This window comes from Desulfosarcina sp. BuS5, assembly GCF_028752835.1.
Taxonomy (GTDB): Bacteria; Desulfobacterota; Desulfobacteria; order Desulfobacterales; family BuS5; genus BuS5.
The window spans coordinates 1844985-1858600 of sequence record NZ_CP087952.1; the positions used below are offsets into that span (position 1 = coordinate 1844985).

A 13616-nucleotide genomic window follows, 5' to 3' on the forward strand; every position below is an offset into this window, starting at 1 on the left:
GCTCTGCATGGAGTGGTGATATGAATATCGATCAAGAAAATCTTTCCTTTGGCAGGCTCCTTCGGTCATTAAGACGTGAGAAAAACATGACCCTGGACGATCTTTTTGAGATAACCAGGGTATCGAAGACGATGCTGGAGCTTATTGAAAAGGAAGATCATGAGAGACTGCCGGCAGCGGTGCTTGTAAAAAATTTTTTACGCTCCTATGCGGATGCTGTCGGCGCTGATAGAGATGAGATTGTAAGGTTATACCTCCGTAGTAATAAAAATGCCGGCAGGAATCTCCGCCTTGAAGCATCCCGGGCCGAACCTGGTACAAGATTTTGGCCCAGATTTTTGCTGGCTGTTTCAGCTTTGGCGGTGATTATCGGTTTGACTGTTTTTATGATGAAAAAAGGGGCTGACGAACCGATTGGAAACATAGAGCCTCAGGCAGCTTCTATAGAACAGGGCGCTGCCGAGGAACCGCAAGCTGATCTTTTAAATGAACAGAATCCGCCTGAGCAGAGAGTGACAGAGGCGGAAGAGTTGCCTGAAGCGGAGGAAGCGCCGGTGGCGGTTGTGCTTGAAAAATTACTTTTGAAAATTGTATCTGTTGAAGAAACCTGGCTTAAAGTGATTATAGATAGCCATGATTCGACTGAATACACTGTTAAGCCAGGAGATAGTCTGGAATTTGAAGCTTTTTCCGGTTATAATATCCTCATCGGCAATGCTACAGGGGTTAAACTTTTTTTAAATGATAAGCCCATAGAAGTGCCCGGCAGGACCGGCCAGGTTGTGAATATACAGATTCCGTAGTGGCAGGCCCCCTGTGCCTGCCCGATTACAAATTGACCATGCAGTGCCGGGCAACCACAGGGGGTTGCCCCTACGGTTAACGGTACGTTTTTTTATGAAAAATGATAGACACAATATATTGCTGAAGAGCGTCAAGAGACTGCTTAGACGTGATGCCGTAATACATCTGCGCAAGATAGCAAATAAGACCCATGGCGCGGATCTTTCTATGCTGTTTCGTTCACTTTCCGTAAACCAGCAGCATATTATTTTTAATTTAATTGAGGATACGGAACAGAAGGGGATTCTTTTAAGCCAGCTCGATGAGAATGATTTTCTTGCTTTGAGCGAAGGCCTGGAGATTGAGAGTTTTGTTAAAGTGCTTGAATGCATGGCGTCGGATGATGCTGCGGACTTGATAGGACGGCTTCCGGAGGAACAGGCTGCAATACTCCTCGAAAAAATGAAAAACGAGGATTCTGATGAAGTCGAAGAGCTGCTGAATTATGAAGATGATACAGCCGGTGGTATCATGGTTACCGATTTCATTGCTTTAAAGGATGATACAACGGCAGAAAAGGCAATCAGGTCATTACAAAAGGAACATATGGATGTTGAGATGCCTTTTTATCTTTATGTTGTGGATGAATACGGGAATCTTATGGGTGTCTGTTCCTTGAGGCAGCTTGTTGTTGTTCCTCCTGAAACTCCGTTAAAGGAATTCATGACCACTGAAGTTTTCTCTGTAACTACTGATACAGACCAGGAGGAGGTTGCAAAAATAGTCGCCCGATATGATATTCTGGCGGTGCCTGTTGTGGATGAAACCAACAAGCTGGCAGGTATCGTTACAGTGGATGATGTAATTGATATTTTCCGGGAGGAAGCAACTGAAGATATCCTGAAAATGGCGGGAGTAGGTGAAGAATTCGTAGAGACACAATCTGTAATCAGAAGCACCCGCAAACGACTGCCGTGGCTCTTTGCAAGCTGCCTGGGCGGAGTAATAGCCTCCATCGTTATCGGTAGTTTTGAGGCCAGTTTAAGCCAGGTGGCATATCTTGCGGCTTTTATTCCGGTTATCATGGGTATGGGAGGCAACGTCGGCATCCAGTCATCAACTATTGTGGTTCGCGGTCTCGCGACAGGCCGTTTCAATGTAAGAGATGTTTGGGCCGTAGTTTCCAAGGAATTGGTTATAGGATTGATTCTCGGTACAGGTTACGGGGTCCTTATAGGCACTGTTGCCCAATTCAGATATAACACGGCAGCGGTAGCCTTATCCGCTGGACTGGGAACCCTAAGTTCCATGTCCATAGCCTCTCTTATGGGTTCCATAATGCCTATGTTGTTCGTAAGGATCAACATAGATCCTGCCGTTGCAACAGGTCCTTTTGTAACATCCTCAATTGATTTCATAAGTGTTTTTTTTTATCTTTATATCGCAACCCGTCTTCTTGGTATTTGAAGGGATGCCGAGTTTGATGACATCAGCTATTTTGCTGCGCCGAATTGATTTTGGCGATTATGATCTTATTATTACTTTTTTCTCTCTAAAAAGCGGTAAGATTTCTTTAATCGCAAAATCAGCAAAAAAAAGCGTCAAAAGATTCGGCGGTATGCTGGAATTATTTTCTGTTCTGGATATAGTCTATAGCAGGGGGCGCAAAAAAAGCCTCCCCGTTCTGCAGGAAGCCTCACTTATAAAGCCGTTCAGTGAAATAAGAAAGGATATAACAAAGACGGCTTATGCAAGTTACTGGGCGGAATTGATCAATAAATGGATTGAGGAAGGCGCTGTTCAGAAAGAAATCTTTTTCCTTTTCCAGTATGTTTTGTGCGAACTTGATGCCGGGATTATTCCTGATGCCGCACTTTCGATTCTTTTTCAGTTGAGGTTTATGTTAATATCAGGGCTGCTGCCGAATTTGTCGCGCTGCAGTATCTGCAATACAGGAATAGATCAAACCAAAGAGGATGAATTTACTTGTGATCTTGCAAGTGGCGGCATTCTGTGCGGTCGATGCGGTAAAACATCAGGCAAAAGCTTAAAGCTTGCCAGGGGTACAATCAAACAGCTCCTTTGGATGGAACATAAGGATCTGGCAACAGCAGCAAGAATCAGAATCGCATCAGGATCCATGAAAGAAGGACTCCTGTTTCTCGAATCCTTTGTACAATATCATCTTGGCAAAGAGTTGAAGAGTTTGAATTTTCTAAAACAGATACGCTGAGGGTTCGCATTGGCTACCGACCTGAGGCAACTACTTCTATTAGCCACAGACGCACACAAACATCTTGCTCTGCCGACATGTGGCAGTACGCTCAAAGGTCGTCGATAATTTATTGGTTAATTAGTATCTGCTGAATTTCTTTTTTATGAAAGAAATGCTTTGCTATCCATAGCAGTATATGCCATTTTTTAAATTGCAGCTAAATGGTATTTTAAGCACTCTAAAAAGGATAGGAGGTATTCTGATGATAAAAAATACTTTTGAAGAAGTTCTTTCTGATGAATGGGTGAAAGCAAATATAACCAATCCAGTTCAGGAATTGGTTATTATCCGTGGGATAATTCCATGGCAAAAAATGATTACAAAGTTGTGTAAATTTTATAACACCAGTCAGGGTGCTTTTGGAAAATCTCTCAGGATGATGACAGCGATTTTGATTTGTATAAAATACTATCAATTAAGTGATAGGCAAATGGTTAAGCATATAAAAGAAAACCACTATATTCAATATTTTTGTAACATCACAAATGAGGAATTGCAAACATGCCTGGATCCGAGTTCTATATGTGTATTTCGAAAACGTATAGGTGAAGAAGGTGTTGAAATTATAGAAAAAGAAGTTTTTGAGGTTCTACGCAAAGCTGGGATAATACAGGGTGATAATGCTATGATAGATTCAAGCGTATTGAAAAATAACGTTATCTATCCAAATGATGTACATTTAATTTTTAAAGCTTTTGACAAAATGAAACAATTTGCCGTTTTGCATCAAATCTCCTTGTGGTGGGACAATAATGAAGTAAAAAAATTATGGCGAGAATTTTTTTTGAACAAAAAACAAAACCGTTTGGAATGGTTACTCAAATTTAATATATTATTTATTCCTGCTCTAAAAATATTTGATAAAAAAGTTGAATCATTAAAGACCACAAAGAAAAAACAAATAAAAGCTGACAATATGTTTGCTATTCTTACTATTCTTGAAGCACAAACCTTAGAAAAACTCGAAGGTAAAAAACAGATAAAAAACCGGATTGTATCCATTGATGAACCGGATGCCCGCCCGATTGTAAAAGGAAAAGAGCATCCGAAGTGTGAATTCGGCACAACAATGGAAATGACTTTCAATAGGGAAGGATTCATGATTACCATTGAAAATTTTATCGGTAATCCAAATGATAAAACGCTTTTTGCTGGAACACTCGAACAGTTCAAAAAACGGATGAAAGGCGAACCGGAAAATATTATTACCGACCTTGGTTACAGAAGCAATGGTAATTTTAAAATTGCAGACAATATCAGTAACGTTTTTTTGGGGCGTAAAAAAGATGTATCCGAAGAAAAACAGAGTTTTTGCTGTAAAGCCCGTTCAGCAACAGAAGGTTTCATAGCTATTGCAAAAAATATTAGAGGTTTTGGATGCAGTCTTTATAGAGGATTTGAAGGAGACCGTATATGGTCATTGCTTTGTCAAACCGCTTATAATCTTAAAAAGTTTATTCAGCTTCTAATGGGAGAAAAGATTGAAGAAAAAAAACTGATGAAACTCGGGCTGGCATAAGCCGAACAAGGATTTTATCAAAAATAGTTGATTTTAAAAAATATGCGGATAGGAGAGGTGCGTCTATAGGTGTTAACAATTTGCCGTTTTTTACCAAAATTCAATTAAAATACCACAAATGAGCTTAAAATTTTAGATTAAAATTCTCTATGATTAATATATGAACAATGCTGATATACTATGTTATTATCGAAATTCAGCGGATACTAATTAGTGCACCGGCAAATATGGTGTTTTGTCCGTGTGAGTTTGTGTGGGTCGAGCGAGCATAGCGAGCGGGTGGCTAATTATTTTCACGAATAGGGTGACGAAATCATTTTAACCATGAGCAGTTATAGGTTTGCAATAGTTCGTAATAGAGGCATAATATGACCGGCAGTTTGATGGAAATACTGGAATTCGGGGTAATGGAAGCATCGGCTCCCTGCCGGATAGATCTGGGCGGAACCCTTGATATCAGTACTTTTTATTACCCTCTCAGGCACCTGTCTCCATGTACATTTAATATTGCAATCAATTTGCGAACCAGCGTAAAGCTTATGCCGTTAAAAAAGAATGTAGTAAGAATATCTTCACGTGGATTTGAAAGCGCTGAATATCCGGTTGACAAAGCGCCTTTTAATCATCCATTGGGACTGATGTTTGCGGTTGCGGCATATTTCAGGGCTGAAAATGTTCATATTATAATCGATTCCTCATCACCGCCGCGCAGTGCCCTTGGGGGGTCATCTTCTGCGGCGGTTGCTCTTGTTGCGGCTTTTTCAAATGCATTTGCAAAAAGGGGAGGGGACGCGCTTGCCAAAGATGAAACAGCGATTCTCGCCCATGCCCTGGAGGAGAGTGTGGCAGGGGTGCCGTGCGGGCTTCAGGATCAGCTTGCAGCAGCTTACGGCGGGATTAATACCTGGCGCTGGCAGCGGGAATGCAAGGAGCCTCTTTTTAATAAAGAGACCATATTGCCCGGGGTGGAGCATAAATCTTTGAAGAATAATATTCTGCTTGCTTATTGCGGCATGCCGCATGAATCAAAGAACATTAACAGCAGGTGGGTGGAAGGTTTTTTATCAGGAAATAATCGTGATCTTTGGGCTGAAATAATAGAGTGTACGGACAGGTTTGGATCCTTGTTTAAAAACAGAAAATTCAATGAAGCCGCTGAAGTGATGAACAGGGAGACTGCAATCAGGGCCCGAATGACACCCGATGTGCTTGATGACATGGGTAAAAGGCTTGTTAATGCGGCCATGGAAAACGGATGCGGAGCAAGATTTACAGGCGCCGGGGGCGGAGGATGCGTCTGGGCCTTGGGCGAAGCGGATAAAATAAACAGGCTTGGCAGTATCTGGAGTAGTATACTGACAACTCTAAAAGATGCCTGCCTCCTCGATTTCGGAATAGATTCAAAAGGATTAGAAGTGATTGGATAAATATGAATAATATGTATTTTCAAGATGTTATATTATCGTTACAGAAATTTTGGGCACGTAAGGGGTGCGTACTTTTGCAGCCTTATGATATAGAGGTGGGCGCCGGAACTTTTCATCCGGCCACCCTGTTACGGGTATTGGGCCCGGAACCGTGGAAAACGGCCTATGTGCAGCCATCACGACGCCCGACTGACGGCAGATACGGTGAAAATCCGAACAGGCTGCAGCATTATTACCAGTTCCAGGTAATACTTAAACCTTCTCCGATGGATGTTCAAAAATTATATTTGCAGAGCCTTAAAACCCTGGGCATAGATTCACTGGAGCATGATATAAGATTTGTTGAAGATGACTGGGAATCTCCCACCCTGGGGGCCTCCGGTCTGGGCTGGGAAGTATGGCTGGACGGAATGGAAATAACCCAGTTTACATATTTTCAACAAGCCGGAAGCATAGAGCTAAGCCCTATATCAGTGGAGATTACTTATGGCCTGGAACGTATTTCCATGTATCTCCAGGGTATAGACAATGTTTTTGATTTGCAGTGGAACGACTCAACAACCTATAGGGATGTGTTTCACCAGCAGGAGGTCGAACAGTCCACCTATAATTTTGAACAGGCGGATGTGAATATGCTCCTCGAACTTTTCAATAAATATGAAGCTGAAGCTGCAAGAATCATAAAGGAGTCGCTGGCTATACCTGCTTATGAATATTGCCTTAAATGCTCTCACACTTTTAATATCCTAGATGCCCGCGGCGCAATCAGCGTGACCGAAAGAACAGGTTATATAGCAAGGATACGAAAAATTGCCAGGGCCTGCGCAAAAGTATATCTCGGCCGGAAGGAAGCCAGGGGAAAGGATCAAGATGAATAGTTTATTACTTGAAATAGGAACCGAAGAAATTCCGGCCGGATATATTGAGCCTGCCCTTAAGTCTCTTTCCACAATACTTTCGGAAAAATTAACCGGATCCAGAATTGAATTTGGTACTGTCAGGGTATTCGGAACACCGAAAAGACTTGCAATAGAAATAGCCGATGTGGCTGAAAAACAGGAATCACTGGTAACCGAAATCACAGGGCCTCCGGCACGGATAGGTTTTGATGAAAATGGCAAACCGACAATTGCTGCAGAAAAATTTGCGCAAAAAGCAGGAATTCCTGTTGAACAGCTTAAGCTGAAAAAGACAAAAAAAGGTGAATACTTATCTGCTGAAAAAAAAAATAGCGGCCTTCAAACAAGGATTCTTCTCAAAAGCATCCTCCCCGAATCAATTCTTGCGATTACGTTTCCTAAAACGATGAAATGGGCGGATCTGGATGTTCTGTTTGCCAGGCCTATACAATCGATTATGGCTCTGTTCGGGGAAAATATGATTTCCTTTACTTTGGGCGGTATTAAAAGCGGCAGATATGTTTTCGGACACCGTTTTATGCATCCCGGCAAAATCAGGATTAATGATTCTGCCGAATATATCAATGCTTTACGCACAGCATCGGTATTTGCAAAGATTGATGAGCGCAAGGCGATTATAGAAAAAGAGATTAAAGAAACCGCCGCAGAGCTTGGCGGTTCAATTTTCAGTGATTCCGAACTGGTGGATATTGTCACAAATCTTGTTGAATATCCGGCTGTTGTCGCAGGAAGATTCGACACAAAGTTTCTCGAACTTCCGGACATAGTTCTGATAACGTCCATGCGTGAACATCAGAAATATTTCAGCGTTGTGGATCAGAACAACAACCTTATGCCATGTTTTATTGCAGTGAACAATACAAAAGCAAAAGATATGGAGCTGGTATCGAAAGGACATGAAAGGGTGCTTCGTTCCCGCCTTGAAGATGCCATGTTTTTTTACAGGGCAGATCTGGAATCTTCTTTTGACGTATGGATAGACAAGTTAAAGGGGGTTCTTTTTCAGGCCAGGCTCGGTTCTGTATACGAAAAGGTTGAAAGGGTTAAAAATGTTGCTGAATTCATAGCAGATCTTCTTGAAGTGGATGCAGATACAAAAAATGATGTTTCCAGGGCTGCTCAACTCTGCAAAACAGACCTTGTCACCCATATTGTGGTTGAGTTTCCCAAACTTCAAGGGATTATGGGCCGGGTTTACGCGCTTGAGGCCGGAGAGAATGAAAACGTTGCCGCTGCCATTGAAGAACATTACAAGCCTGCCTATTCAGGGGGGCCACTGCCCGAGTCACTGACAGGATCGATACTTGGCATAGCTGAGAAGATAGATTCAATTTGTGGATGTTTTTGCGTCAATCTTCTCCCCACCGGAGCTTCCGATCCTTATGCCTTGAGACGCCAGGGAATAGGTATTATCCAGATAATGCTTAAGAATAATTTCTCTTTTTCTTTGAAAAAAATTATTAATCAGAGCCTCTCCTTTTTTCAGGATAAAAGCACACAGCCGCTTCAAAAAACATCCGGCAAAATTGTTTCATTTTTAACGAGTCGTATGACAAATATTCTTCTTGAAGAAGGATTCTCAAAGGACACAGTCGCTGCAATAGTAAGTGTATCGTCGGATATAGTTCCGGATGTTCTTGACAGGGTGCGGGCACTGGAAGATCTTAAAAAAGAACCCGATTTTGAGCCTATTGCAACGGCATTCAAAAGGGTAGTCAATATAATTAAAAAGTCGGCCGGATTGGAGGCTGATTCCGGCCTGGGCGATGTGGATCAATCTCTGTTCCAGGATGAATGCGAGAGATCCCTTTATAACGCATTGAATCAGAGTGCCGGCCGGATTAATGATTATATTAATAAAGGGATTTATGATAAGGCATTGCATGAAATCGCATTAATGCGTGTTCCTGTGGATGTTTTTTTTGATGAAGTCCTGGTAATGTCTGACGACCTGAAGATTCGCAACAACAGACTCGCGTTATTAGGAAAAATTGCCGAACTCTTTAATAACTTTGCTGACTTTTCCAGAATTTCAACGTAAACCAGGTAATAAGGAGCGGGGACAAAATAACTTCCACAAGTATGCATCACAGCATTTTCGTTTATCTATTTGCGCCCCCGTGCGACAGCTTTTCCATCCTTGTTAGCCAATCATTAAAATGCGGACATTGATTCCGCATTTTTTTAATCCCGATTGAATCGGCAATTATTTTGCCCATAGCTACTTTTCGATAGGTAGAGTTAAGTGCTTCAAGTCGTTTAGATGGCGCCTTTAAGGGATCATCATTGATTTCTTCCGGTCCATTATACTCAGCAAGGATGTTGTTAACTTTGTCCACTTCGATCTCAAGTTTTTGTGCAAGGATATCAGGGTTACTGAATAATAACGCCTCAAATTCATGCATTTCGATATATGGGACAAAACGGCCTTCAGCATTGCAGTTCGGGAATAATTTTTTGATCCTGGTTAGTGTCGCGTTTTCCAAAGCATTTGCTTTTTCAGCAGCGGAAAGAGTAGCCCCGCTTTTAATTTGTTGTATGACGAAATCTCGTCCCGGCCAATTATCATCGATTCTAAAATAATCAAACATGGTCGATACATATATATCAGAACGTTCCTTTAAAAAATTACCAATATCAATTGTTGCCCGATCAAAGATGATATTGCCCCCCTTGTGCCCTGGTTTGCCGATTAACGCCGCGTGAAGAAAAAAACCTTTACCTGCCATATCCGGTGCAAGGATATGACGCACAAAAGTCTGCTCCGTTTGCCCCTCGACAACGATATAAATTTCAACATTATTCATGAGAAGGGCCTCCGGAAATAATATTTTTTCGCCAGAGGTCACCCAGTGTATAATCTTTCAGCCATGAAGAAAGTGCATCCGGGTTCAATCGTTCAAAATCAGACGCTCCATCCCTGCGATTCACGACAACAACATCCTGAGAATCAAAACAATCGACGAGTGACGGTGACTGGGTTGAAACTATTACCTGCATACGCTTTGATGCCGCCCGTAAAAGCTCCGCCAGGATTTCAATTGCGTAAGGGTGTAAGCCCAATTCCGGCTCATCAATAATGATCGTTGATGGCGGCTCAGGTTGTAACAAAGCGGTTGTCAGGCAAATAAACCGTATAGCTCCGTCGGATAATTGACCTGGCCGCATCGGATAGTCCTGCAGACCTTTTTGCCTCCAATCCAGACGTAACATTTCCTGTGTATTGAATTCGAGTATAAAATCGTCAAAAAAAGGAAGAACCAATTGAACAGTTTCTATGATTCTTTGATAGTCTCCAAAATAGTCTTTTTTCAGACGAAATAAGAATGGTGCAATATTAGAGGCATCTGTGAATAGAGCTTCTTTATGTCCCATATCATGGTAGCGGCGTATTCCCGATTCTTTAGTGGTGTCATGAAAATGATAAATTTTCCAGGAGCATATAGCCTTGTAGGTATACCATGAAGCGCTAAGGGGCGACTTGAACCCCGTACTCTCTTTATCGAACAATAGTTGCGGATTGAAATTGCCGCTTCCCAAATTTCTGGTTGTTTTCCCTGGAAAATAATGCCTTTGCTCATTGTTAATCAGAAAAAATCCTTCTTCCGTTGGAGCTAGTTCAAAATTATATCCATTTTGACTAAAAATCATTTTGACAGTGATTCTTTTCGTTTCTTTTGGGCCGGCGAAAAGATATACATCTGCATTCCCGGCAATGAATTCTTTAAGTCCGTCAAGTTTCATCATGGCGGAAATCATGCGGAAAAAGTCTATAAAATTGCTTTTCCCAGCTCCATTACTGCCGATGAGAACATTAAGATTCGTCAGTTCAAAGTTTTCAAGAAACTTGATTGATTTGAATCCTTTTATCGTCAATTTATCCAAGGCTTTGCCCATAATCACACCGTTTTGTTTTTTTATAACTAAAATTGATCCACCTTATAAAAAAAATAAAATTTAAAACTATATAATTCGGGCCGGCAGATATGGAATTGGCTCTATCGTTAGTTTGAAACCCAAGGCACTAATGTGTTCTTATCTTTCCACCAGTTATCGAAAAGTGAAGGCAATATCCGGTCAAGGTAAATTGCAAAGGCCCCAGTAGTTCTTTTAGTCAATTGTAAAAATTATTTTTTCTGTGACGTCGTGGCAGACCTTGATTAACCATCAAAAAAAGTAAACAACCTCGTTGACCTTGTAAAATCAGAGTGGTAAATTACTTGTAGGGAACAAAGACTATTATCAAGGAGTTATTCCGTTTCCGTTTCTAAGCAATATGGCACAAGGCATTCTTACTTTCAAGTATGAATCTGAATAAAACACAACAGGGATGATATAGATTGTCAGATAATAAATTTCACAAGGCCAGAGGGAGGAAGGCGTATTGTAATACTCCGACGACCGATAACGCAGTGAAATTATTTATGTGACAATCTATACGGCACGCTCGGGGACACTGTCTTGCAGTAACAGGCCGAAACATCGCACAAACGAGGTAAAAAAATGGCCCCATTAGCTAAAAAGTTAAATGAAAAATTTAGTTATGCGGATTATCTTTCCTGGCCTGATGATGAGAGGTTGGAAATAATAGAAGGCGTGGTCTATGGTATGTCTCCTGCGCCTTCGAGAGAGCATCAAAGAGTGTCTGCAATTATTTTTGCTAAAATATATAATTTTTTATCCGGCAAGGAATGTGAAGTTTATTTTGCTCCTTTTGATGTGCGACTTGCAGAGACTGAAGATGCGCTTGATGAAGAGATAGAAACCGTTGTGCAGCCGGATATTATTGTCGTATGTGACCAAAACAAGCTTGATAAACGAGGATGCCTTGGCGCGCCGGATATTACGGTCGAGATATTGTCCCCCTCTACATCATATAAAGATCAGACCGAAAAACTGCTGCTTTATGAAAAACATTGCGTCAAAGAATATTGGATTGTTAATCCTGATGCAAAGTATGTCATGATATACCACCTTGAGGGAGTAAAATATTGGAAGCCGGAATATCTGACTGAAAATGATACCCTTGAAAGCAGGATTCTTGATGGGCTGAATATAGATTTATCCGAGGTATGGCGTAGGTGAGGGACAGGACGTTTATGATGCCTGCTTGTGGAAGTTGTTTCGTCCCCGTCTCCCACTCCTCCCCCTTTTTTTTTATTTCTATTAAAATTTGAGCCTGCAATTTTAAATTTGGCGAAAGGGAGCAGTTTCGCGAAAGCCTAAAAATGACAAAATATTTTTACAACAGAAATCTTTAATTGCGGTGTTGTTGTGCCTGATGATTATTGCCATTGGCACGGCAGGCTATATGTTGATAGAAGATTATAGCCTGTTTGACGGCATTTATATGTCTATTATTACAATTACGACTGTTGGTTATGGTGAAATTAAGCCTTTATCAGATTTAGGTCGCGTATTCACTTCTTTTTTGATACTGGCAGGTTTTGCAAGCTTTGCATTTGCCGGGCATACTTTTGTAGAAACCATGCTTGAAAAAGTCTGGGGTGATAAGTTGGAGAAAAATAAAATAAAAAAGAAGATATCGGCATTGAAGTCTCATTTTATTATTTGTGGTTTTGGCAGAGTTGGCGCGGCAGCTGCTGAGATTTTTAAAAATGCACTTACTGATTTTATTATAATTGAGTCAGACCGTGAACATTGTGAAAAGATAAGGCAACAGGGTTATCTGTTTATTGAAGGAGATGCTACGCGGGAAAAGTTTCTCCTTGCAGCTAAAATCAAGACATCAAAAGGCCTTATCGCTTTGCTTAATTCAGATCCAGGCAATCTTTTTATAGCTCTTAGTGCACGCGAACTTAATCCAACCCTTCATATCATTGCACGAGCTGAAGATTCATCTTCTGAGAAAAAAATTTTACGTGCAGGCGCTGATAGCGTAATCTCTCCTTTTATAAATGCAGGAAAACAGATTGCAAATAATATGCTTGAAATTAAAGGTAATTTCAAGTCATTGGATAAGTTGTGCAAGCAAAATGATGTTTCGTTTGAATGGATTGATATTGTAGAAGGTTCGGAGATGACTGGCGAGACAATAGAGGCTGTTTCAAAGCAAATGTGCAGTGAAATTATCGGTATTCGCAGGCATGGTAAAGATTCTATTCTGCCTGGTCATGGAACCGTCATTGAGGTTGAAGATTCTATTTTAGTAATTAGTGGAAAAAAAGATTATGTTGACCATCTGTTCCAACAACCCCTTGGACAGAGAAAGATAGTTATTGTGGATGATAATCCTGTGATACTGAGTCTTTATAATCGTCTTTTTCAAAAAGCCGGTTTTTATCCACTGACTGCAGTTAACGGACGTGATGCCCTGGAGCTGATTATTAAAGAAAAACCACCAGTTGCAGTGATAGATGTTATGCTCCCTGTTTTTTCCGGCATAGAGGTTTGTAAAAAAATTCGTGGGTTTGATGAACTTAAAAATATGAAAATAGTTCTTTTTACTGCTGACAAAGATTCCATGACCAGAAAAAGAGCTATTGAAGCAGGGGCAGATGCTGTGGTTGTCAAAAGTGCTGAAGCCTCTGAAGTTATAGAAAAAGTTATAGAAGTGCTTGAGGTTTAAGTTGAAACCTTTCTACTCGAGTATATATTTTCAGATAATTACCCGATTTTAAAATTGGGCACAAGGCCAGAGGTTGTAGAGACGCAAAATTTTGCGTCTCTAC

At 41.0% G+C, this 13616-nt stretch carries 11 protein-coding genes; 9 read left to right on the top strand and 2 right to left on the bottom strand.

Features of this window, described 5'->3' with window-relative positions; genetic code table 11:
* Positions 1 to 20 precede the first annotated feature (20 nt).
* From BuS5_RS09060 to glyS, 7 genes are all read left to right on the top strand, one after another.
* The gene (locus BuS5_RS09060; RefSeq protein WP_027353962.1) at positions 21 to 803 is read left to right on the top strand and encodes a helix-turn-helix domain-containing protein; all 783 of its coding nucleotides are present in this window, start codon (positions 21 to 23) and stop codon (positions 801 to 803) included.
* A gap of 94 nt (positions 804 to 897) precedes the next feature.
* The gene (mgtE, locus tag BuS5_RS09065; protein ID WP_027353963.1) at positions 898 to 2250 is read left to right on the top strand and encodes a magnesium transporter; all 1353 of its coding nucleotides are present in this window, start codon (positions 898 to 900) and stop codon (positions 2248 to 2250) included.
* A gap of 16 nt (positions 2251 to 2266) precedes the next feature.
* Complete coding sequence (gene recO / locus BuS5_RS09070) at positions 2267 to 3016, top strand: DNA repair protein RecO (protein WP_051374781.1); 750 nt, start codon at positions 2267 to 2269, stop codon at positions 3014 to 3016.
* 244 nt (positions 3017 to 3260) lie between these two features.
* Entirely contained in the window at positions 3261 to 4577 is a 1317-nt protein-coding gene (locus tag BuS5_RS09075) for a transposase (protein WP_274427662.1), read from the top strand.
* Between the two features lie 368 nt (positions 4578 to 4945).
* A complete protein-coding gene (locus BuS5_RS09080; RefSeq protein ID WP_027354778.1) occupies positions 4946 to 6004 on the top strand; it encodes a GHMP family kinase ATP-binding protein in 1059 nt (352 codons plus the stop codon).
* Between the two features lie 11 nt (positions 6005 to 6015).
* Entirely contained in the window at positions 6016 to 6882 is an 867-nt protein-coding gene (locus BuS5_RS09085) for a glycine--tRNA ligase subunit alpha (RefSeq protein WP_027354779.1), read from the top strand.
* Complete coding sequence (gene glyS / locus BuS5_RS09090; RefSeq protein ID WP_027354780.1) at positions 6875 to 8965, top strand: glycine--tRNA ligase subunit beta; 2091 nt, start codon at positions 6875 to 6877, stop codon at positions 8963 to 8965. Before BuS5_RS09085 ends, glyS begins: the two co-directional genes overlap by 8 nt.
* Positions 8966 to 9026: 61 nt before the next feature.
* On the opposite strand, the gene BuS5_RS09095 is transcribed toward glyS, so the two are convergent.
* Together BuS5_RS09095 and BuS5_RS09100 are read right to left on the bottom strand one after the other, a co-directional pair.
* Positions 9027 to 9731, bottom strand: coding sequence for a DUF4276 family protein (locus tag BuS5_RS09095; RefSeq protein ID WP_035266197.1), 705 nt, complete (start codon positions 9729 to 9731; stop codon positions 9027 to 9029).
* Positions 9724 to 10821, bottom strand: coding sequence for an AAA family ATPase (locus BuS5_RS09100; RefSeq protein ID WP_027354782.1), 1098 nt, complete (start codon positions 10819 to 10821; stop codon positions 9724 to 9726). Before BuS5_RS09100 ends, BuS5_RS09095 begins: the two co-directional genes overlap by 8 nt.
* Before the next feature lie 606 nt (positions 10822 to 11427).
* Between BuS5_RS09100 and BuS5_RS09105 the strand changes: the two genes are divergently transcribed.
* Positions 11428 to 12009: a Uma2 family endonuclease gene (locus BuS5_RS09105; protein WP_027354783.1), complete on the top strand. Its 582-nt coding sequence runs from the start codon at positions 11428 to 11430 to the stop codon at positions 12007 to 12009.
* A gap of 196 nt (positions 12010 to 12205) precedes the next feature.
* Positions 12206 to 13513: an NAD-binding protein gene (locus BuS5_RS09110; RefSeq protein WP_027354784.1), complete on the top strand. Its 1308-nt coding sequence runs from the start codon at positions 12206 to 12208 to the stop codon at positions 13511 to 13513.
* The last annotated feature ends 103 nt before the right edge of the window (positions 13514 to 13616 follow it).